Below are 18,674 nucleotides of genomic sequence, written 5' to 3' on the forward strand. Positions count from 1 at the left end.
CGAGGTCAGCGCGGGCAGCTGCAGGCCCTCGGCGCGGACGTAGAGGGAGCCGCCCACCGAGGTCAGCGCGGGCAGCTGCAGGCCCTCGGCGCCGACGTAGAGGGAGCCGCCCACCGAGGACAGCGCGGGCAGCTGCAGGCCCTCGGCGCCGACGTCGAGGGAGCCGGTGATCTCCTCGATGTGCTCGAAGCGCGCAGCGTCGGCCTTCGTGTAGATCCGGACGTCGCCCTGGTGGATCCTCGGCTTGCTCGTCATCTCCATCCCCCGTCGCCGCCGATGGGCAGCGCGTGGAATGAAGTATCACGGATGTGATCGAGTGCGTCAACACAAATGTGATTATGTGATTGACGAACTAGGGGCCGGGGTTCACCACCTTCCAGGCTGGATCGTGGCAAGCGACACCGCGTGCGTGTCCACGGCGATGCGACAGGTGGCGATGGAGTTCTCGAACGTGCCGTACTGGTTGCGCACTCGAAGGTCGTCGCCCGCCAGCAGCAGCACCCGGCGCTGCTCGTCCCACCACATGACGCGGTCGAAGGGCAGATCGTCCCCGTCGCGTGTCCACTGAAGCTCGGTCAACGCCTCGTGCTCGACGGCCGTCTTGCAGGCTGACGTCAGGGCTTGTCGGTCAGACTTGAAGGCGCAGACCGCTGACGACTCGCGGCACGGCGTCGTTTCGGGTGCCCCTGCCTGCTGCGGGTCGCGGGGCAACAAGGCGAGAACGAAGATCCAGATGATCAGCGTCGCGAACGCCACCATGACGACTCGCAGCCAGAGTGGCATTGAGGTGTCGCGCCGCTGCTCCGGCTGGGCGATGTCGGTCAAGACGGGAACGGCTGGCCGCTGGGGCGCGCCGCAGTGCGGGCAGCTCGTCGCCAGCGAACTGACTTGGCCGCTGCACTCCGCGCAGACACGAAGACCCATTCGCGTCCGACGTCAGCTTGATGCCCGACGATGCACGAGTGTCACGACGCCGATGACCTCGAGGCCGTCGCGCTCCGAATCCATCGTCGGATGAGGCCGCTCCGCGCGCGCTTCCCAGCGCTTGTTCGGCCCCGGCATGTAGTGGCGCAGGAACCAGGTTCCCTCCCGGTCCTTCAAGAGCACGATGTCCTCGTGTCCGCCTTCCCCAGGCGTCATCTCGCGGTCGATCTCGACACGGCACCCCGACCGGATCACCGGCGCCATGACATCGTCAGGCGCCTCGACCGCGAACTGCTGCGGCAGCTCTTCCATATTTCGTCCCCTCCATGGCACGAGCTCGACGGCTCGTTGGAGAGGAGATGTTACCGAGTCCGGGCGCACTGGACGAGCCACGTCGGCTTCGTACATCGGGCCGAGGCCCGTGCGGTACCACTCGAAGCGGACGCCCATGAACTCGAGGAGCTCGCGCACCTTCTTCGGCTCGGTCCCACGCGAAAGCGCCATGCCGAGGCTGCTCTGGCCGGCGTAGCCCGCGGCCTTCGCTACTTCCTCCTGCGACTTCTTCGACTGGTCTACCGCAAAGCGGAGTCGTTCGGCTTGTGTTTTCACAATTGTGATTGTCGGCGGTGCTTGCATCACTTCGGTGATCGGCGCACAATCACGAAAGTGATAACTTTTGTGGCTGGCCATGACCTACCTCGACATCGCGATCGACGCCCTGGGCGGCAACACGCCGCTGGCGGCCGCGATCGGTGTCTCCGTCAGCACCGTGGGCATGTGGAAGGTGCGCGGCGGCGGCAAGGTGCCGGCCGAGTACTGTCCCGCGATCGAGCGCGCGACGCGTGCGCGGAACGCTGACGACTCGGCGCGGCCGATCGTCACCTGCGAGCAGCTGCGGCCCGACATCGACTGGAGCGTCGTGCGGAACAACCCGCCACTCGAGGAAGTCGCTGTCGATGGCGACGCCGTCGAACCGGCCGAGGCCGCCCAGGCAGGCGAGGGGATCGACGTCGCCACGGAGGGCCAGGCCCATGCATGACGGATCGCGGCCGCCATGCAGCGGCGTCTCGCTGGCAGAGGTCTGGGAGGCAGTTGCCCGCGCTCGCGCGGAGCTCAAGCAGCGGGATGAGCGGCGAGGCGCGGCCGCAGCAGCGCAGGGTACGAGGTCACCCGCCGTAGCCAGCGAGACCGCGAGCCCTGGCGACAGGATTCGCGGGGCGCAGGACGATGCGATGGGCGCGGTAGCGCCTGCATTCGAGGATGCCACCGCTGAGCGTCCCCTGCAGGACCGAGCTCTCGCCAGCATCGAAGCAGACCTGGCACTGGTAGTGAGCCGGGGGCGCGCCGTCGCCGACCGATTTCGAGGCGTAGACGAAGGCGCCCGGGCGGATCTCGCAGAGGGCGTATTCCTCGCGCTGGCCGAGTCGCTTCTCCGCTGCAGCGAGCTTTGCCGTCGTGTCGCGCAGCTCCGCTTCGAGCTTGCGCAGGAGCTCTGACATGCCGAGCGCACCCATGTTCGCATCGGCCAGCTTCCTCGAAACCTCGCCGATGGCTTCGCGCATCTTGCGGTCATCGCGCGCCTCCATGGCGATGGTCGCGAGTTCGATCCCGGCCTTCATCGAGGCCAGCGCGGTCACAAGTTCCATGGTCGCCCTCCCGGGGCTGGTGTGTGTGGAAGCCGCCAGCGTAACCCGGGAGGGTCGGCCGCCCTCGGGGAGTGCCTGACGTGAAGCCGCTGAAGCCTATTCCGGGAGCGGCGCGTCGCCGGCGCGCTGAGGCGAGGGCACGTCGGGCCCGATGGCGCGCGAGGTACTTCATGGTGCCCCGCCTCACAGGCGAGGCGCTTTCGACTGCTAGCTCTGCGACCGCTTCGCCGACGCCTCGGCGTGACGTATGACGTCTTCGACCACCGCGATCGCATGCTCGATGTACGCGTCCGAGTACGCGTTTTCGTTGGCCTCGAGCGCGTCCTGCGAGAACTGCAGGTTGATCGATCGCGCTTCGGACATGGCCGCAGGAGAGTGCGCAATTGCAATCGCGATCAGTTGCCGATGCATCGCCAGTTCCGCGGCGAGCTCGTCGGCCGAGAGTTCGAGGTTGTCGTCTTCGTGTTCCATGGGTGCCCCTTTCGTGGCTGGTGGTTGGTTGGCGCCGCCATGCTGCCACGACTGCGGGCGCCCACCCCATCAGGCCGCCGGCCCGCGCAGCAGCCGGCGCGCCGCCGCGCGCGCCGCGCGCACCTCCAGCTGGCGCTCGCGCGCCTCCTCGCGCAGTCCCAGCGCCGCGCGCGCCAGCAGCTTCGCCACGGCGCGCCGCGCCCAGGCCTTGTCCTCGTTCGTCATCTGCTTTCTCCGTGGTGGTCTTGCCGCTGCGCCCGTTGCACCCCGCGCCATTCGGCCGGCCGACTCCCCCGTGCAGGGTGGGGCGGAGCGTCGGGCGCAGCGCCAAGCCTGACCGTTCTTCAACCGCAACGATGGGAGTCGTTTTCATGGATCGCAGTCTCTTGCCACGACACAGGAAATCGGAAGCATCCGGTCGACTACGGTGGAATTGCCCGGCGCTGGTCGCCGGCCCGACGCGGCCGACCGGCCACGAGGATCTCGGCCTGCCGCCGGCGCCGGCAATGCTTGACCCGCTGCTGCTAGCGCGCGTGTCGTTCAACGGGGCACTGAACGAGGCGGCCAAGTGGAGCGGAAAGGACGATCAGGCGATCGCCGCCGAGATCCACATCTCGCAGGGCTACATGAGCCGCGCGATGCGCGGCGTCTGGCAGCAGTGGGCGAAGCGCCTGGTCGCCTTCATGCGGGCGACGAACAGCTGCGCGCCGCTGCAGTGGCTCGCCTACCAGGTCGGTTGCGACGTCGTCGTGCGATCGACGCGCGAGGCGCGGATCCGCGAGCTCGAGGCCCAGCTTCGCGAGGCGCGGCAACTCGCGTGACCGCCGTGCACCACAACCATCTCCTCCCTCTCGCGTCTTCGGGCGCGGGTTCGGCCGCCGGGCTCCGGCTCGGCGGCCTCCTTTCTCACCAGGAGCTCGCTTGACGAACCCCATCCACAACCGCCTGTCGATCGCGATCTGCGACGGCGTGGACGACGCCGTCGCGCGCGGCTTCAACTGGGCCGCGCAGCCCGACGTGCGCCCCATCGAGGTCGAGCAGGTCGTCGTCGTGCGCGGCGGCATGGAGTCGGGTAAGGCGTCCGTCGACTTCGTGCTGCGGGACGAGACTGGCAGGCGCTTCGTCTTCATGGTGACGCGCGAGCTGCTGCGCAGCCTCCCGGGCTGAGCGCCATGACGTCCTTCGCCGACCGCCTCATCGCGCGCATGACGCGCCGGCCGCCGGACTTCGTGATCGGCGGAGAGGAACGCCCGTATCTGCGCCGGTGGTGGGTGCTCCCGCGCAACCCGCTGTTCAACGTCTACCTGCACGAGTTCCTGCGCAGCGACGACGACCGCGCGCTGCACGACCACCCGTGGGCGAACGTGTCGGTGCTGCTGCGCGGCGAGTACGTCGAGCACCTGCCGGAAGGCGCGCGCCCGCGGCACGCCGGCGACGTCGTCGTGCGCCTGCTGGGCTCGATGCGGCACCGGATCGAGCTCGTGCGAGACGGCGCGGGCGCAGAGCGCGCGTGCTGGACGCTCTTCATCACCGGGCCGCGCTATCGCCCGTGGTTCTTCTACTGCCCGCAGGGCCGCGTCCACTGGAAGGACTTCACGGCGCCGCGCGACCGGGGCGCCATCGGAAGGGGATGCGACCAATGATCGATCTCGTCATCGCCGGCAAGGTCACGCCGGACGAACTGCAGACGGCGGCCGCGCAGCTCGCGCGCGCGGCGCGCCGCCACGGCATGGTGCTCACCGTCAGCCAGCGCGCGGAGCCGCCGCTGGCCATGGGTCGGCACACCGACGTCGTCGAGGTGCGCCCGGCGCGCGTCGACGGCGGCTACCAGGAGCTGCGGCCGTGACCGTCGCCCGCGGATACGTCCCGCAGCCCGGAACGGTCGCCGCGCGTGCGCTCGCGTGGTTCGCGGCCCAACCGACAGGCACGTCGGTGCCGACCGCAGTGCTGGCCGACGCCCTCGAAGTCGACACCCGCGGACTGACACCGTGCCTCGAGCGCGCCGTCGTCGGAGGGGTGCTGGTTCGCGAGCGCGTCGACGGCCTCTGGCGCTGGCGCATGAGTGCGGCGCCGCGCCCGGCCGTCGAGGATCCGGTAGACGACGATCCCGACTTCCGCGAGGTCCGGCGCACGCTCGACGCCGCGGCCGCGCCCGTGCCGCCCGAGATCCGTGTGCCCGCGAGCTGGATCCCGCCGCTCGAGGGCATCGCCATCAAGCACCCCGCGGAGCCCCGGCCGCCGACGACGACGACGGGCGAGGGCGACGGCGCGGACGCCGTGCCCATGGCGCCGCGGCTCGCCTGGCGGGAAGGGAAGGGCGCGCGCGTCGCGGCATCCCGCGGGGCGCCGGCCGCCGACGACGACGCCGTCCAGTCGGATCGACCGGAAGAACCGGCGGCCTCGCCGCCACCATCGCAAACGGCCTCCGAGCCCGTTCCTGCGAGCGCCTCGGGCGCCGAGCGGCAAGGCTCCGCCCCGGCCGACCTGGTCGGGCCGGGCGCAGCAACCGGCGTGCCCCGGCCGTTCCGGTGCGCGGTCTGGTCGGACGGGACGCTGCACCTCGCGCGCGGCGACGCGGATCTCGTGCGCCTGACCCGGGACGAGACGACGACGCTGCTCGACTACCTCGATCGCGTGCTGCGGGCGGAGGCGGCGTGAAGCTGGCCTTCGACGCGCCCTGGATCCGCGGCCGCATGCTGCCTGGGATCTTCACGTACATCGTGCGCGAGAAGGAGCGCTTCCCGGGCGACCCGTGGCCGCACATGCTGCCCGCCCGCCAGGACTGGTACTGGATGCACTCCAACGCCTGCCGCGAGGCCGCCCAGGGCACGCCGTACGCGAGTGTGCTCTGCACGGACAAGCACATCGCGCAGGCCCTGCGCGACCACCTGACACCACCGAAGCCCGTCGTGGGCGATGACCGCCCGAGCGTCGGCTCCGTGGGCGCAAGGCAACCCGCCGACGCGGGCCCGCTGGTGCAGCGCGAGCTGTTCGCGGAGGCACGATGCTGACCGCGCTCGAGTGGTACCTCAGCTGGCGCGATCTGCACCCGTCGCTGTCAGGGGCGATCGAGGGGTGCTGCGCGGGCCTCGCCGCGGGCGCACCGAGCCTGTTGTTCGTGCTATGGAAGATCAGGTCCGACAACAGGAGGCAGCGTTGAGCATCCTCCACGTCGTCTCCGTCAGCGGCGGCAAGGACAGCGCTGCGACGGCCGTCCTCGCCATCGAGCAGCACGGTCGCGAGGCCTGCCGCTTCGCCTTCGCCGACACGGGCAACGAGCACGAGACCACCATCGCGCACGTCGCCTACATGGCCCGGCACCTCGGCGTCGAGATCGTCACGCTCCGGGCGTCGTTCGAGCGCGAGATCGTCGCGAAGCGCGAGTACGTACGCGAGCACTGGCCCGCCAAGGGCGTCAGCGCGGCCGACTGCGCGCGCGCCATCGCTGCGCTCGTGCCAACGGGCAATCCCTTCCTTGACCTGTGTCTGTGGAAGGGCCGATTCCCCTCGCGCCGCGCGCAGTTCTGCACCGAGCAGCTGAAGACGCTGCCCCTCACCGAGTACCAGCTCGGCCTCATCGACAGGGGCGAGGCCGAGGCCGTTTGGTCCTGGCAGGGTGTCCGGCTCGACGAGAGCGAGTCGCGGCGTTCCAGGCTGCAGGGCACCGGGGCGTGCGTGCGCTCGTTCGAGGCGGTCGGCGGAGGCCTGTTCAACCACCGGCCGATCCTGCGTTGGTCGGCGGCCGACACCTTCGAGGCCGCGGCGTGCTACGGGCTCGCGCCGAATCCGCTGTACCGGCAGGGCATGACGCGCGTCGGCTGCATGCCCTGCATCAACGCCGCCAAGGACGAGGTGCTCGAGATCTCGAAGCGCTTCCCGGGCCACATCGACCGGATCGCCTACTGGGAGACGTTGGTCGCGGGCGCGAGCCGGCGTATGGAGGCCTCGTTCTTCCCGGACCCGCACGGGGACGCGCACCTGAACCGCCGCGGCATCCGGAACGTGGTCGCGTGGTCGCAGACGAAGCGTGGCGGTCAGAACCTGGACTGGATCCGGATCACCGAGGAGCCGCGGGCGTGCGAGAGCGCGTACGGGCTATGCGAATGACCCGCAGCCTGGTCCGCCCCGACGTCCGCCGCCACGTGCTGGCGCGCGACGGCTACCGCTGCCAGTACTGCGGCCTCGACCTGTCGAAGCGCTTGGCCGACCAGACCGTCGACCACATCGTGCCGATCTCGGTCGGCGGCTCCAGTTGGGGCGAGAACCTGCGCGCCGCGTGCGCGAACTGCAACCACCGCAAGCAGGATCGCAGCACCGAGTGGCTGCGGATGTACCTCGCGTTCCAGGCGACGCCCTACGCGCGCGTCATCACGCTGGAGCAGTACCACCAGCTGAGGCACATCGGGGTCGCGCTGATCGACCTCGTGCTGCAGCCCTTCCACTTCGAACTGCCAGGGGGTGCGGCTTGACCGCGACCGATCTTCCCGACCCGCTCGTGCCGGCCGACATCGACCTGCGCTACGTTGGGCGCTGCGTTCAGAGGCGAGAACGCGCGCCGAATGAGGCACGACTCGGATCTGGGGTGGCGAGCTCTGCGATCATCGTTCCCCCGCAACTGAAAGGATCCTTCCATGGACAAGGAACTCCACTTCATCATGCCCAGGCCCCAGATCTCGGTGGATCTCAGCGAGGACGAGCACGACGTGATCATCGTGGTGCTGGGTGTCTCGGAAGACTGCAGCAAGGTCGTGCGGAACGAGGTTGTGTTCCCGGCGGAGTGCGCGCGCGAAATCGGCGAAGCGTTACTCCGGGTCGCCAAGAACGGGAACTGAAGTCCGCGCCCCCTGCCGAAAGGGGGGGCGCATGAGCGATTCCGATAAGGGCAAGCTGCCCGCATTCCAGTTCTACACAAAGGACTGGCGTGAAGACCTCGAGCTGCAGTCGTGCTCGCTTGCCGCGCAGGGGTTGTGGATCAACGCCCTGTGCATCGCCCACCAAGCCAAGCCGTACGGCCATCTGGTCATCAACGGGCGGCCGATGACCGTGCAACAGCTCGCCAACGCTATCGGGGTGGCGCCACGCGAGTGCAAGAAGCTGCTTGACGAGCTCGAGGCCGCCGGCGTGACCTCCGTCAGCGCCGAGGGGGCAATCTTCAGCCGGCGAATGGTTCGCGATCAGGTGCTGCGCGACAAGCGCGCCGCAGGCGGCTCGGCTGGCGCAGAGCATGGTGCAAAGGGAGCATCTCACGGAGCGAAGGGAGGCCGGCCGCGCAAGTCGAATGCGGGGTTTGAAAACCCCCCTTCGGATGATGAAGAAAGGGGCGGTGAAAAACCCCCCTTAAATCCCCCCCCTTCAACTGCATTTCCATCTGCATCTGCAATTCCCCCTTCGGGGAATCAGGGCGCGCAACCCGGCGCCACCACCTCGCGCGCGCTCGCGATGCCGCCGCCGGACGAAGGCCTCGGAGGCGCCGGGGACGGCGGCCACAGCGACGACCGGGGGGCGGAGCCGCTCGAGGGCAGCGGCACCCGCTACGGCCTCGCCGCCAGGGCGATGCGGGCGAGGGGCTGCGCCGCAAGCCCGGGCGACCACCGGCTGCGCAACCTCGTCGACGCCGGGGCGAGCCTCGAGGAGTTCGAGGCCGTCGCCATCGAGGCGACGGAGCAGGGCAAGAGCGCGCCGTGGGCGCTGCAGGCGCTGCTGAACCGCCGAGCCGAGGCCGCAGCGCCGCGTCCCGCCGGCACCGCGGCACCCGCAGGACGCGGCCACGTCAACCGCCAGCAGGCCCTCGAGGACTCGAACCGCGCCGTCGCGGAGCGATGGCTGGCCGCACAGGAGGCGAAAGACCGTGAGACCCGCTGACCGCCGCGAGTTCGTCGCGCTGCTGACCCAGGCCCTGGGCTTCTACCGCCAGGACTGCACCGAGTTCACCGTCGACGTCTGGTGGCAGGCCTGCCTGCCGTTCGACATCGAGCAGGTGCGCAAGGCGCTGACGGCCCACGCGCTCGACCCCGACCGCGGGCAGTTCGCGCCGAAGCCGGCCGACCTCGTGCGCCAGCTCGCCGGCACGACGACCGACCGGGAGCTGCTGGCCTGGCAGCGCGTGCAGAACGCGATGCGTTCGGTCGGCGCCTACGCGTCGCCGGACTTCCGCGACCCGGTGCTGCACCAAGCGATCGTCGACCTCGGCGGCTGGACGACGGTGTGCCGAACGCCCGTCGACGAGCTGCCGTTCCTGCAGAAGCGGTTCTGCGACCTCCACCGCACACTGTCCGCGCGCGGCGCGCCGGACGCGCCGCTGCGGCTGGTCGGAGCGCACGAGGCCGCGAACGTGCCAGCCGGCCTCGCCGGGCCCGGCACCCCGGCGACGCGACTCGAGCAGCAGCGCGCCGCCGCGATCGAGGTTCGGCGTGAATGACTTCCGACCTGCACTGCAGCTGGCCCGGCTGCGGGCGCCGCTGGACGGTCAACTTCGGCCGCCGGCTCTGCTCGGAGCACGACGAGGCCGCCCGCGGCAGCCCGCCGCGCGAGAAGCGGCAGGCGCCGCTGCCTGGACTACCGGCGGCGCCGCACTGGCAGGAGCGCCACGAGGAGCAAGACCATGACGAACCCTTGCCGTTCTGACTGCCCCCAGGGCGACTGCGCGAACTGCGTCGACTTCGGCGCCCGGGCGCGGTGCGAGCCCGCGGCGCGGCGCTGCGCGCAGGTCGACCGCTGCGCGCGCGCTTCGGAGCCCACCGGCGTGCGCATCATCGACGGCAGCGTCTCGCTGAAGAGGATGCGGTGGTGCCCGCTCTTCGTCGATCGCCGCGGTACCGCGCTGGAGGCCGTGCCATGCTGATCGTCGCGTTCGACCCCGGGCTGACGGGCGCCGTCGCCTTCATCGGCCCGGCGGGTGCCAGCGTGCACGACCTGCCGACCCTGGCGCTCCCGGTCTCAGAGCGTGCCAGCCGCGCCTACGTGCCGCGCCGCATCGACGGCGCCGAACTGGTGCGCCTGATCGCGAGCCAGGCGATCGCCGGCGAGGAGATGCTGGCCTTCTGCGAGCGCGTGCAGGCGCTGCCCATCGGCTCGACGCGCACGGCCACGATCCAGTCCGAAGGCAGCCTGATGCGCAGCCTGGGCGCGATCGAGGCCGCATGCGACATCCTGGCGATGCCGGCCACGCTGGTGCCGCCGCAGGAGTGGCAGAAGTTCTACGGGCTGGTCGGCAAGGCCAACGAGCTCCGCGCGCGCGGCGAGCTGCCGGCGGCTGTGAAGCGCGCGCGCGAGCTGTTCCCCGCGCTCGCCGGCGAGCTCGCGCACGTCAAGGCGCACAACAAGGCCGAGTCGCTGCTCATCGGCCACTACGCCCGGCGCAAGCTGGTGACCTGAAGGCGAGGGCGAACACGATGGGCTTCATGTGGGAGGGCTCGACGGGATCGCGCGCGCTCGCGATCCTGAAGGCGCTTCCGCAGGGCGCCGTGATCCTGACGCCAGACTTCGCGCGCCAGCTCGGCGTCGAGGCGCGAGCGCTGCACCAGCTGCTGGCCAATGCCTTGAAGCTGCGCCTGGTGAAGAAGGTGCGCCAGCGCGGCGTCGTCTGCGTCGGCTGGAAGCTGGGCCCGGGCAACATCTCGGCGACGATCGAGCGCCGTCGCGCGCCGGCCCCCGGCGCGCCGCCGCGCCGCCGGCGCCCGCGCGGAGAGCTGCCGCCGGCGCCGCCACCGCCCGCGCTGTTCGTGCACTGGGACGGCGTCACCGCGCCTCGCGCGCCCGCGCCGCGCGTGATCGCCGACGACGTCGAGCCCGTGCAGCTGCCGCTGCTGGACTACGACCTCGACGACCTCTGGACGTCGCGGCGCGGCGGCCGCTCCGCCTCCAAGGTGCGCCGGCGCGCCGCGGCGACGCTGGCGATCGTGTGGCTGCAGCTCGGCCTTTTCGACGCCTGACGCGCCTCAAACGCGCGGCCCGAGCATGACCCGCAGGAAGGCGCCACGGCGGCGCCGCGTCGGGCTGCCATGTCGAATGCCAACACCCCTTCGGGCTTCACGCCCCGCTCGCTGACCCGCTGGAACCGGTACTACGTCCCGCAGGCGGACACCAACGCCTACCGCGTCGGCGACGTCGTGAAGTCGTCGTCCGGCAGCGATGCAGTCGGCGTGCCCACGGTGACCCTGCACAGCGGCGCCAGCGGCGTCGCCGTGCGCGGGGTCGTCGTCGCGGTCGACCCGGGCCTGCCGGCGACGGGCGGCTTCATCGGCGGCACGCGCATGAGCGTGCCCGCCGTGAAGACCAAGGACTATTACCTCTGGGTCTGCGACGACCCCGAGATCGACTTCATCGCAGTCGACGACGGCACGACGCCCAGTGCGCTCGTCGCCGCCAACATCGGCGCCTTCTGCGGGTTCGCGCCGGCGGCATCCGGCGCCGCCAATGGCGGCTCCGCGGCCGCGCTGAGCTCGAGCAGCTTCGGCGGCACCACCGGTGCCTGCAAGGTCGTCAGCCTCGCGCCGGGCTCCGTCTACGGCGCCTTCGCAGCATGGATCGTGCGGTTCCCGCTGCACGAGCTCGGCACGGCACCGACGCAGTCCAGCGGAGGCGGTGGGGGCGGAGGTGGCGGCGGGTCGGGCGGTGTCACGACCCAGGAGCCGACCTCGCGCGCGCTCGTCGCCGGCGACAACGGCAACAGCGGCATCACGCCCAACGCGATCAGCCTCACCGTCAACGCCGGGATGCCGGCTGGCTTCAACTTCGACACCGCCGGGCCCGGGCTCGTGGCCTGGGTGCAGGGCCCGGGCGTGCAGATCCAGGACCAGCGACAGGCCGGCAATACCTACTTCGTCAACCTGCTGAAGTGGGTCGCCGACAACACCTACGTCGTCATCGGCGGGAAGAGCTGACATGTCGCGCCGTGCCCTCGCCGCCATCGCGGCCGCGGCCGCCGGTGCCGCGGGCGGCCCGCTCTTCACGGGCGCGCCGTACCTGCCGCCCGAGATCTTCGAGGGCGACCTCATCACGGTGACCACTGGGACGGGAGGCGGCTTCTCGGCCGCCACCACCGCGGCGTCGCCGGCGGCCGCACTTGGCTCGCCCGCGGTGATGCTGAACAACGTCGCCCAGGGCACGTCCTACCAGACCATTGTCGGCGACGCCGGCAAGGTCGTCTACCTCACCCAGGACGCTGCCGTAGGGGCACTGAAGCGCAGCTCCGCGAGCCTGCCGGTCACGATCCAAGCCGTCCCGACCTTCAAGGGAATGGATCAGCTCGGCGGGAACATGACCGGCACGAACAGCACGCTGCCGGTGCGGATGTACCTGAACGCGGTGTTCGACGGCGCGCGGTTCGCGAACACGTCGAACCAGAGCGTCACCGTCGACGCCAACGGCTGGCCGACGACTGCGTTCGCATGCTGCATCAGCCAGGGCACCAGCGGGCTCGACGGCTCGCTGCCGGCCGCCACGTGGACGGGGTACTACAGGTCCCCCGGCGGCGCGACGAACATGCGCAACGCCGTCACCGCCGACGGCGTCACGCAGTCGACCGCGACGGGACTCGTCGTCGGCGCAGTGCAGGGCGACGGGGTCACCCGATCGTTCACGTTCACGCTAGCGGCCGGCGGCGTCGCATCCTTCGCTTTCGACGGGCCGATCACCTTCTGGGACATCCCGCGCGACGGCTCCGCGACGTCGGTGGGCAAGCCGATGTTCTGGACCGAGTTCCTCGCGCACTGGGCCAGCTTCTCCGGCGTGCGCACGCTCGACCTCACGAACGCCAACGCGCGCACCGATACCACATGGGCGCAGCGGCCGCTGGACTACAACAACGGGCCGCAGCTCGCCGGCCACGGAAGCGGGCCCGGCCAGGACACGAACAGCTGGGAGCGCATCTTCGCAATCCTGAACGCCATCGCGGCCTATCCCGGCTCGCGCCTGAAATGGGCGTTCATCAACCTGCCGCCGTTCGCCGACGACAACTACGCCGGCAACCTCGCCGCGCTCGCGACGGCCTGCAACGTTTCGATCCCGCTCATCGTGGAGTGGAGCAACGAGACCTGGAACTCTGCGTCGTCGACGCGCTTCCATAGCTACGAGAACCTCGCGATGCTGGAAGCCTGCGGCATCGCGAACTACGAGCTCACGACCAACACGGGCGGCCAAGTCACCGGCCCCGGCCCCGTCATCTCGACGATGAACATCGTCAACGGTGGCACCGTCACCGTGGTGCTCACGCAGGCGGTCAACACGCTGCTGGATTCGCAAGGCAACCCATTCATCGTCAACGGCGCGCAGGTCATCGTCAACGCCAGCAAGACCTCGTTCAACGTGGGCACGCTGAACACCTCCGTCTCGACGCCGATCACGTTGGTCGACGATGGCAACGGCACCGCTGCTGCGGGCACGACGCGCACGTTCACCTACCAGTCGGCGACCACGAACACGACGGACAGCATCACGACGTCGACGCAGGCGACGCAGATGTTCTTCCGTCCAACGGCCGACATCCTGCGCGACAACCTCGCGTGGAGCATCAACAGCCTGCGGCTGAAGTGGACGACGCGCGCGAGCTACCGATCGGCCGCGGGGTGGTTCGCTGTGCGCCCGCACGCCACCTACGGCGACGAGTGGCACCTCAACATGCAGACGTACGCGAAGTCGTTCAACGCGCTGACGCTGAACAAGTCGGCACCCTTCGAGCTGACGTACGCGTCCTGGCTGGGCAGCAATGGCGGTTCGGGCGGCGACCCGATCACGTGGATGAACGCTGCGTCGATCGCGCCCTACGTGGCGCCAGGCGCCTCCCTCACATCGGTCGCGGATCTCTACGACCCCGCGAACACCAGCAGCCTGTACTACGCGCTCAACGACCCCGCCAACATCAACTCGGTCGAGAACTCGGTGCGCGGGCACGTGTACTGGTGCAAGCGCTACGGCATCAAGCCCTACGCCTACGAGTTCGCGATCGCCGATCAGACGTCTCCGTCCTACAACTACAACGTCGCCGCCTCGACCGACCAGCGCACCGAGACCTTCTGCACGGCGCTGATCGACCTCGTGTTTAAGAACGGGATCCAGAAGGCCTGCTGGTACCACGTCTCGCCGCGCATCGTGGTCAATGGCAACAACAGCGGTCAGTGGATGGCGCTGCAGTACTACAGCGACAGCATCAATGCTGGCGACTCGAACTACTCGGCACGCCTCGCCGCCGTGAAGAAGTACACCGGCGCGCGCAACTACGCCAACGTCAACGGCGAGGACGTGCTGACGCTGACCTACTTCCAGAACGCGAGCGACCTCGTCGGCAGCGGCCAGAACCTCGCGATCAACGGCACCAACAACGCGATCTACTGGAGCGGTGCCAGCGCGCTGGACCGCAACGTCGACTGGGTGCGCACGCAGAAGCGGCGTCGGCGCAAGCGCATCGAGGTGTGGGGCACCGACTCGCAGGCGACGCCGGTCGACGTGCTGATGGACGGCGTCCTCATCGGCACCCAGCACGTGCCGGCGAACGGCACCACAGGCGCCGGTGGGGGTGCGACCTGCGGCCCATGCCTGGACACGTTCGTCGTCGACATCCCGGCCGGGGCGACCAACTGGCGCCTGCGCATCAACAACCACACCGGCACTGCGCCGGGGCTGCTGCAGATCAAGTTCTACGACGCCTGAGCCGCTGAACCGCGAGGACAACCATGGCCGACATCATCAAATCCGCCGACGCCTTCAGCCCGGCGGAGCGCTTCAAGGACATGGGCGACGGCACGTTCGCCCGAGTCGTCTACCTCAGTGGGGGCGGCGGTGGCGGCGGCGGTGGCGCGGCGACGGTGGCGGACGGCGCCGACGTCACGCAGGGCGCCGTCGCGGACGCCGCCGTCGCGGCCGGCGCTGCGGGCACCGTATCCGCGAAGCTGCGCGCCATCTCGCGCGACGTCGCGACGCTGACGACGCCGGGGTCGAACGCGAGCAGCACGCAGCTCGAGGGCAGCCACGTCATCAAGGCCACGCCGGGCACGCTGTTCACGCTGACGATCCTGAACAACTCGGGCGTCGCCCAGTACTACCAGCTGCACGACGCCACGTCGCTGCCGGCGGACGCCGCGGTGCCGAAGGCGGTGATTCGCGTCGCGCCTGGCGGCACCGGCAGCTTCGACTACGGCACGCGCGGCCGCGCCTTCGCGGCCGGGATCGTGGTGACCAATTCCAGCACCGCGCCGACGCTCACGCACGGCGGGGCCGACAGCTTCTACGACGCGCAATACGTCTGAACGCCATGAGCACCACTTCCAGCAACGTCCGCCAAAAGCACTGGGCCCAGTTCACGCCCACCGGCTGGTACCTCGATGGCGTCCTGCAAGCGTCCGGCTCGGGACCATTCAGCTTCGCCGCGCCCGCGATGCAGCTCGAGGTCAACGCGGCCGGTGGTGGCGGCGGCGGCGGTGGCGGGTTCGCCAGCGCTGGCGGCGGTGGTGGCGGGGGCGGTGCCGGGCTGCAGCGCTTCGGCGAGAAGATCACGGTGACGCAAGGTGAGACGCTCACGATCACGATCGGCACGGGTGGCGCCGGCGGCGCCGCGGGCGCGATCGGCACCGGCGGGACCGCGACCTCCATCGCCAGCGCCACCCTTGGTACGCGCAACTATGCTGCGGGATCCGGCGGCGGCGCTGGAGCGTCGACGAACGGTGGCAATGGCGGTGGATCGAACGGCGGCCTCACCAGCGGCCCAGCAGGCGGAGCGGGCGCCGGATCGATCGGCACGCAGGCCGGCACAACTCCGCTGGCGGGTAGGAACAACGCAGGCTTCGCGTGCACAGGCGGCGCTGGCGGCGCGGTGAACTTCGCAGGCGGCGGCTCGCCGTATTGCGGCGGCAACACGGTGGGCACCGTCTCCGGCGGCGCGAGCTCCGCGACGAATGGCGGAGGCGGCAGCGGTGGCAGCTCCGGCTTCGGTGCCGGCTCCGGCGGGGCGGGCGGCAACGCGTCGACGTCGACTGCGGCGGCCTCGGCGGCGGCCACGACCTACGGCGCGGGCGGCGGAGGTGGTTATGGGGGCACGGGCGGCGCCGCAGGCACCGGCGGCTGCGTCGAGCTGATCTGGGAGGCGTGACGCCGCGCTCAAGTCGACGCTCCGAGACTTCCTGACGTCCCCTTCATTCGTCCACCAGGAAGTCCCATGGCCAAAGTCCAACTCGTCCTCGCGACCGTCGACACGCCGCTGCCCGCCGGTGTCTCGTTCAGCGGCTCCTACCTCTTCAAGGTCGACGACCAGGCGCAGATCGTCGCCGACGTCACCGCCACCTTCGACGGCATCGCCGAGGGCAACCACGTCGCTTCGGCCCAAGCCCTGGACAGCAACAACGCGCCGATGGGCGACGCAATGACGGCGTCGTTCACGGTGCAGGCTGCCGCACCGGCGCCCGCTCCGAGTCCCGCCCCGGCACCCTCCAGCTACGCCGCCCCGGCGTCGCTGACGGTCACCGTCCTGGGCTGACATGCGCAGGCTGGCGCAGGCCCTGCGCCTCCTGTTCTGCCGACGCCGCACGTTCCCCGCGCCCCGCGCGCTCGGGGTAAACGTGCCGCGTAATCCCTGACCCGACCCAAACACCCGCGCTCGCGCGCCCCTGCAGCCGAGAGCCCTCGATGACCGACATCAAGATTTCCGATCTGCCGGCCGGCATGGACGCCGATGGCACCGAGATGATCGTTGTCGTTCAGGGCGGCGCCACGGCGCGCGTCACGCCGTCGCAGCTGTTCAAGGCCCTGGCGACCTACGTCAGCGCCGCAGACCTGCGCACGCATCAGATCGGCACCGGGTCGGTACAGCGCACGGTCCTCGACGAACTGCGCGACACCGTGAGCGTGAAGCAGTTCGGTGCGAAGGGCGACGGGGTCACCGACGACACCGCGGCGATCGCGGCGGCCTACGCGTTCGTCAAGGGCCGCAGCCTCTACTACAACCTCGTCTTTCCCCCAGGTCGCTACCTCACGACGAGCCAGTTCGTCTTCACGGACTGCTACTTCGGCAGCTTCCACATGCAGGGCGCCGCGTTCGTTGGCGGCTCCGCGAGCACGCCCTACGACAGCGTCGTCAAGGTCGTCAACGCCGAGAACTTCAAGATCCACGGCGCCTGGTCGGTCACGGCCGACAGCCACTTCACGGGCGCGACTGCCGACCCCAACCTCTACGGGTGCGGCTTCTACCTCACGACGGCGCCTGGCGGCGCCTTCAGCCCGATCGCCGCCTACGTCGACATCTACGGACTGACGGCTCACCACTGCGCGCTGGGCGTGAAGGTCGGCGAGTACACGAACGACAGCCAGATCGCCGAGGTGACCTTCCACGGCCTCATGACGCCATTCTGCCCGTCCGGCGTCTACGTCGGAGGCAGTCAGGCAGTCGTCGCGTTCGTCGGCTCGCAGATCGACTCCAACACCGTCTCGAACTTCTCGCCACCGCTGACGTCGCCGACCTACTGCGCGCTGCTCGTCGAGGGCTCGGAGGTCAACATCCTCGGGGGCGAGATCGGTTTCCACAGCGGGACGCCGGCCGGCGCGGCGGCGATCCAGATTCAGCCTTGCAGCAGCAGCACGTTCGGCAACCAGTACGGGTCGGTGCAGGTCGACAACGCGAACCTCGAGTCGACGACGACGCTCGCCCTGATCTCGAACCCGCGCGCCCTGAGCTCGCCGGGCTCGACGCTGGGCGGCTTCACCGCGACGAACTGCAAGGGGTATTTCGGCAACCTGCCCACGGGCAGCATCGCGGTCGTCGACATCGAGGACGCCAGCTTCGCCGGGACGATCGCGATCCCCGACGGCAACCTCTTCTACTACAACGCCGGGGTGCGCACGGTCTCTCAGATCAACGCGACGCTCGCGCCCGCGGCGCGCATCGCGGTGGGCAAGACCGCGTTCCACACGGCGAGCGGCTTCCTGGACTGGATGAACGGCGTCGCCGGTGGGCAACTGATCCACGCCGTGGAGCTCGGCTTCTACGCCTACGTCAACTCCGGCACGCAGCCGACGGGGATCAACCCCATCGTCTGGAACTCGGTGTCGACGTCGGGCGTGTATGCGCGCTACCGCGGGCTGCTGAACACCTCGACCGGCATCATCACGGCGCCCACCGGCAACCCGCCGCGGATGCTGCGGATCGAGGCGAGCGTGCAGGTCGGCTCGTCCAACAGCACGGGCAACATCTACGTCTACGACATCACGAACGGTCGCATCGTGTCGTTCGGCGTGATCTCCGGTGGGCTGGCCGCCGTGTCGGCGACGATCCCGAACCCGTCGCCCGGTCAGCAGTTCGCCGTCTACCTGAACGTGCCGAACTCCATCGCGTGGGGCGGGTCGGTGACGAACAACCTCGCGGTCTACGTCGGGAACTGACGTGGGGCCGGGGTGGCGCCGCGCGGCCGCGAAAACGTTGCGCGCGCGCCACGATCCGGGGCGTCCGGCGCTCATCGGTAGGAATTTCCGATGGGTCCTTCCCGGGCCTCGAGCGGGGCGGGCAGTTGCGCGCCGTGATGTCTCTCCAGCTACCTGATTCGCGGGGTGTCCGCATGTCCGCATGTCCGCAGGAACGCATCTCGAAGCGCGAGTTCGCGCGCCGCGACGGCTGCAACGAAAAGCTCGTCCGTCGCGCGATCTCGGAGGGTC

28 protein-coding genes are annotated in these 18,674 nt (G+C 70.0%); 22 read left to right on the forward strand and 6 right to left on the reverse strand.

The window, feature by feature from the left end; translation table 11 throughout:
* From ACTHK2_RS03815 to ACTHK2_RS03825, 3 genes are all read right to left on the reverse strand, one after another.
* The coding region (locus ACTHK2_RS03815; RefSeq protein WP_440244368.1) for a hypothetical protein at nucleotides 1-255 on the reverse strand (255 nt) is incomplete at its 3' end.
* 111 nt (nucleotides 256-366) lie between these two features.
* Nucleotides 367-825 (reverse strand): hypothetical protein, encoded by a 459-nt coding sequence (locus ACTHK2_RS03820; protein ID WP_440244369.1) that lies wholly within the window; start codon nucleotides 823-825, stop codon nucleotides 367-369.
* Between the two features lie 111 nt (nucleotides 826-936).
* Nucleotides 937-1,614 (reverse strand): LexA family transcriptional regulator, encoded by a 678-nt coding sequence (locus ACTHK2_RS03825; protein WP_440244370.1) that lies wholly within the window; start codon nucleotides 1,612-1,614, stop codon nucleotides 937-939.
* On the opposite strand from ACTHK2_RS03825, the gene ACTHK2_RS03830 reads away from it, so the two are divergent.
* Nucleotides 1,613-1,963, forward strand: coding sequence for a transcriptional regulator (locus ACTHK2_RS03830; protein WP_440244371.1), 351 nt, complete (start codon nucleotides 1,613-1,615; stop codon nucleotides 1,961-1,963). The genes ACTHK2_RS03825 and ACTHK2_RS03830 overlap by 2 nt on opposite strands.
* A gap of 127 nt (nucleotides 1,964-2,090) precedes the next feature.
* Here ACTHK2_RS03830 and ACTHK2_RS03835 read toward each other — a convergent pair whose 3' ends face one another.
* The 3 genes from ACTHK2_RS03835 to ACTHK2_RS03845 form a co-directional block, all read right to left on the reverse strand.
* Nucleotides 2,091-2,561 carry a hypothetical protein gene (locus ACTHK2_RS03835; protein ID WP_440244372.1) on the reverse strand — a complete coding sequence of 157 codons (471 nt, stop codon included), beginning with the start codon at nucleotides 2,559-2,561 and terminating at the stop codon, nucleotides 2,091-2,093.
* 216 nt (nucleotides 2,562-2,777) lie between these two features.
* Nucleotides 2,778-3,041, reverse strand: coding sequence for a hypothetical protein (locus ACTHK2_RS03840; RefSeq protein WP_440244373.1), 264 nt, complete (start codon nucleotides 3,039-3,041; stop codon nucleotides 2,778-2,780).
* Between the two features lie 69 nt (nucleotides 3,042-3,110).
* Entirely contained in the window at nucleotides 3,111-3,266 is a 156-nt protein-coding gene (locus ACTHK2_RS03845; protein ID WP_440244374.1) for a hypothetical protein, read from the reverse strand.
* Nucleotides 3,267-3,547: 281 nt separating this feature from the next.
* On the opposite strand from ACTHK2_RS03845, the gene ACTHK2_RS03850 reads away from it, so the two are divergent.
* From ACTHK2_RS03850 to ACTHK2_RS03950, 21 genes are all read left to right on the forward strand, one after another.
* Nucleotides 3,548-3,862 carry a hypothetical protein gene (locus ACTHK2_RS03850; protein WP_440244375.1) on the forward strand — a complete coding sequence of 105 codons (315 nt, stop codon included), beginning with the start codon at nucleotides 3,548-3,550 and terminating at the stop codon, nucleotides 3,860-3,862.
* A gap of 100 nt (nucleotides 3,863-3,962) precedes the next feature.
* Nucleotides 3,963-4,208 (forward strand): hypothetical protein, encoded by a 246-nt coding sequence (locus tag ACTHK2_RS03855; protein WP_440244376.1) that lies wholly within the window; start codon nucleotides 3,963-3,965, stop codon nucleotides 4,206-4,208.
* A 5-nt stretch (nucleotides 4,209-4,213) separates the two neighbouring features.
* Nucleotides 4,214-4,684: a hypothetical protein gene (locus tag ACTHK2_RS03860; protein WP_440244377.1), complete on the forward strand. Its 471-nt coding sequence runs from the start codon at nucleotides 4,214-4,216 to the stop codon at nucleotides 4,682-4,684.
* Nucleotides 4,681-4,887 (forward strand): hypothetical protein, encoded by a 207-nt coding sequence (locus tag ACTHK2_RS03865; RefSeq protein ID WP_440244378.1) that lies wholly within the window; start codon nucleotides 4,681-4,683, stop codon nucleotides 4,885-4,887. Before ACTHK2_RS03860 ends, ACTHK2_RS03865 begins: the two co-directional genes overlap by 4 nt.
* Entirely contained in the window at nucleotides 4,884-5,699 is an 816-nt protein-coding gene (locus ACTHK2_RS03870; protein ID WP_440244379.1) for a hypothetical protein, read from the forward strand. Before ACTHK2_RS03865 ends, ACTHK2_RS03870 begins: the two co-directional genes overlap by 4 nt.
* Nucleotides 5,696-6,052: a hypothetical protein gene (locus ACTHK2_RS03875; protein WP_440244380.1), complete on the forward strand. Its 357-nt coding sequence runs from the start codon at nucleotides 5,696-5,698 to the stop codon at nucleotides 6,050-6,052. Before ACTHK2_RS03870 ends, ACTHK2_RS03875 begins: the two co-directional genes overlap by 4 nt.
* Nucleotides 6,046-6,201: a hypothetical protein gene (locus ACTHK2_RS03880; protein ID WP_440244381.1), complete on the forward strand. Its 156-nt coding sequence runs from the start codon at nucleotides 6,046-6,048 to the stop codon at nucleotides 6,199-6,201. The genes ACTHK2_RS03875 and ACTHK2_RS03880 overlap by 7 nt, the downstream gene beginning before the upstream one ends.
* Nucleotides 6,198-7,148, forward strand: coding sequence for a phosphoadenosine phosphosulfate reductase domain-containing protein (locus tag ACTHK2_RS03885; RefSeq protein WP_440244382.1), 951 nt, complete (start codon nucleotides 6,198-6,200; stop codon nucleotides 7,146-7,148). Before ACTHK2_RS03880 ends, ACTHK2_RS03885 begins: the two co-directional genes overlap by 4 nt.
* Entirely contained in the window at nucleotides 7,145-7,510 is a 366-nt protein-coding gene (locus ACTHK2_RS03890; protein WP_440244383.1) for an HNH endonuclease, read from the forward strand. Before ACTHK2_RS03885 ends, ACTHK2_RS03890 begins: the two co-directional genes overlap by 4 nt.
* A gap of 162 nt (nucleotides 7,511-7,672) precedes the next feature.
* A complete protein-coding gene (locus ACTHK2_RS03895) occupies nucleotides 7,673-7,873 on the forward strand; it encodes a hypothetical protein (protein WP_440244384.1) in 201 nt (66 codons plus the stop codon).
* A gap of 31 nt (nucleotides 7,874-7,904) precedes the next feature.
* Nucleotides 7,905-8,903, forward strand: coding sequence for a hypothetical protein (locus ACTHK2_RS03900; protein WP_440244385.1), 999 nt, complete (start codon nucleotides 7,905-7,907; stop codon nucleotides 8,901-8,903).
* The gene (locus ACTHK2_RS03905; RefSeq protein WP_440244386.1) at nucleotides 8,890-9,459 is read left to right on the forward strand and encodes a DUF6475 domain-containing protein; all 570 of its coding nucleotides are present in this window, start codon (nucleotides 8,890-8,892) and stop codon (nucleotides 9,457-9,459) included. The genes ACTHK2_RS03900 and ACTHK2_RS03905 overlap by 14 nt, the downstream gene beginning before the upstream one ends.
* Entirely contained in the window at nucleotides 9,456-9,665 is a 210-nt protein-coding gene (locus ACTHK2_RS03910; RefSeq protein WP_440244387.1) for a hypothetical protein, read from the forward strand. Before ACTHK2_RS03905 ends, ACTHK2_RS03910 begins: the two co-directional genes overlap by 4 nt.
* Nucleotides 9,666-9,875: 210 nt before the next feature.
* Complete coding sequence (locus ACTHK2_RS03915) at nucleotides 9,876-10,415, forward strand: hypothetical protein (protein ID WP_440244388.1); 540 nt, start codon at nucleotides 9,876-9,878, stop codon at nucleotides 10,413-10,415.
* Between the two features lie 17 nt (nucleotides 10,416-10,432).
* Entirely contained in the window at nucleotides 10,433-10,972 is a 540-nt protein-coding gene (locus ACTHK2_RS03920; protein WP_440244389.1) for a hypothetical protein, read from the forward strand.
* A 69-nt stretch (nucleotides 10,973-11,041) separates the two neighbouring features.
* Complete coding sequence (locus ACTHK2_RS03925) at nucleotides 11,042-11,923, forward strand: hypothetical protein (protein ID WP_440244390.1); 882 nt, start codon at nucleotides 11,042-11,044, stop codon at nucleotides 11,921-11,923.
* Nucleotide 11,924: 1 nt separating this feature from the next.
* A complete protein-coding gene (locus tag ACTHK2_RS03930; RefSeq protein WP_440244391.1) occupies nucleotides 11,925-14,687 on the forward strand; it encodes a hypothetical protein in 2,763 nt (920 codons plus the stop codon).
* A gap of 23 nt (nucleotides 14,688-14,710) precedes the next feature.
* Nucleotides 14,711-15,283 carry a hypothetical protein gene (locus ACTHK2_RS03935; RefSeq protein ID WP_440244392.1) on the forward strand — a complete coding sequence of 191 codons (573 nt, stop codon included), beginning with the start codon at nucleotides 14,711-14,713 and terminating at the stop codon, nucleotides 15,281-15,283.
* Between the two features lie 5 nt (nucleotides 15,284-15,288).
* On the forward strand, nucleotides 15,289-16,122 hold the full coding sequence (locus ACTHK2_RS03940; RefSeq protein ID WP_440244393.1) for a hypothetical protein: 834 nt from the start codon (nucleotides 15,289-15,291) through the stop codon (nucleotides 16,120-16,122).
* Between the two features lie 66 nt (nucleotides 16,123-16,188).
* A complete protein-coding gene (locus ACTHK2_RS03945) occupies nucleotides 16,189-16,506 on the forward strand; it encodes a hypothetical protein (RefSeq protein WP_440244394.1) in 318 nt (105 codons plus the stop codon).
* 149 nt (nucleotides 16,507-16,655) lie between these two features.
* On the forward strand, nucleotides 16,656-18,404 hold the full coding sequence (locus tag ACTHK2_RS03950) for a glycosyl hydrolase family 28-related protein (protein ID WP_440244395.1): 1,749 nt from the start codon (nucleotides 16,656-16,658) through the stop codon (nucleotides 18,402-18,404).
* Nucleotides 18,405-18,674: the final 270 nt, after the last annotated feature.

The sequence above is a fragment of the Dokdonella sp. genome, assembly GCF_051958935.1.
In the GTDB taxonomy this organism is placed as follows: domain Bacteria; phylum Pseudomonadota; class Gammaproteobacteria; order Xanthomonadales; family Rhodanobacteraceae; genus Dokdonella_A.

Excerpts from the sequence above, each read along its gene's own strand:
- ACTHK2_RS03830 (WP_440244371.1), top strand. The coding sequence starts at position 1,613 with ATGACCTACCTCGACATCGCGATCGACGCCCTGGGCGGCAACACGCCG.
- ACTHK2_RS03825 (WP_440244370.1), bottom strand. The coding sequence starts at position 1,614 with ATGGCCAGCCACAAAAGTTATCACTTTCGTGATTGTGCGCCGATCACC.
- ACTHK2_RS03840 (WP_440244373.1), bottom strand. The coding sequence starts at position 3,041 with ATGGAACACGAAGACGACAACCTCGAACTCTCGGCCGACGAGCTCGCC.
- ACTHK2_RS03845 (WP_440244374.1), bottom strand. The coding sequence starts at position 3,266 with ATGACGAACGAGGACAAGGCCTGGGCGCGGCGCGCCGTGGCGAAGCTG.
- ACTHK2_RS03850 (WP_440244375.1), top strand. The coding sequence starts at position 3,548 with ATGCTTGACCCGCTGCTGCTAGCGCGCGTGTCGTTCAACGGGGCACTG.
- ACTHK2_RS03860 (WP_440244377.1), top strand. The coding sequence starts at position 4,214 with ATGACGTCCTTCGCCGACCGCCTCATCGCGCGCATGACGCGCCGGCCG.
- ACTHK2_RS03865 (WP_440244378.1), top strand. The coding sequence starts at position 4,681 with ATGATCGATCTCGTCATCGCCGGCAAGGTCACGCCGGACGAACTGCAG.
- ACTHK2_RS03880 (WP_440244381.1), top strand. The coding sequence starts at position 6,046 with ATGCTGACCGCGCTCGAGTGGTACCTCAGCTGGCGCGATCTGCACCCG.
- ACTHK2_RS03890 (WP_440244383.1), top strand. The coding sequence starts at position 7,145 with ATGACCCGCAGCCTGGTCCGCCCCGACGTCCGCCGCCACGTGCTGGCG.
- ACTHK2_RS03895 (WP_440244384.1), top strand. The coding sequence starts at position 7,673 with ATGGACAAGGAACTCCACTTCATCATGCCCAGGCCCCAGATCTCGGTG.
- ACTHK2_RS03900 (WP_440244385.1), top strand. The coding sequence starts at position 7,905 with ATGAGCGATTCCGATAAGGGCAAGCTGCCCGCATTCCAGTTCTACACA.
- ACTHK2_RS03910 (WP_440244387.1), top strand. The coding sequence starts at position 9,456 with ATGACTTCCGACCTGCACTGCAGCTGGCCCGGCTGCGGGCGCCGCTGG.
- ACTHK2_RS03915 (WP_440244388.1), top strand. The coding sequence starts at position 9,876 with ATGCTGATCGTCGCGTTCGACCCCGGGCTGACGGGCGCCGTCGCCTTC.
- ACTHK2_RS03920 (WP_440244389.1), top strand. The coding sequence starts at position 10,433 with ATGGGCTTCATGTGGGAGGGCTCGACGGGATCGCGCGCGCTCGCGATC.
- ACTHK2_RS03925 (WP_440244390.1), top strand. The coding sequence starts at position 11,042 with ATGTCGAATGCCAACACCCCTTCGGGCTTCACGCCCCGCTCGCTGACC.
- ACTHK2_RS03930 (WP_440244391.1), top strand. The coding sequence starts at position 11,925 with ATGTCGCGCCGTGCCCTCGCCGCCATCGCGGCCGCGGCCGCCGGTGCC.
- ACTHK2_RS03935 (WP_440244392.1), top strand. The coding sequence starts at position 14,711 with ATGGCCGACATCATCAAATCCGCCGACGCCTTCAGCCCGGCGGAGCGC.
- ACTHK2_RS03940 (WP_440244393.1), top strand. The coding sequence starts at position 15,289 with ATGAGCACCACTTCCAGCAACGTCCGCCAAAAGCACTGGGCCCAGTTC.
- ACTHK2_RS03945 (WP_440244394.1), top strand. The coding sequence starts at position 16,189 with ATGGCCAAAGTCCAACTCGTCCTCGCGACCGTCGACACGCCGCTGCCC.
- ACTHK2_RS03950 (WP_440244395.1), top strand. The coding sequence starts at position 16,656 with ATGACCGACATCAAGATTTCCGATCTGCCGGCCGGCATGGACGCCGAT.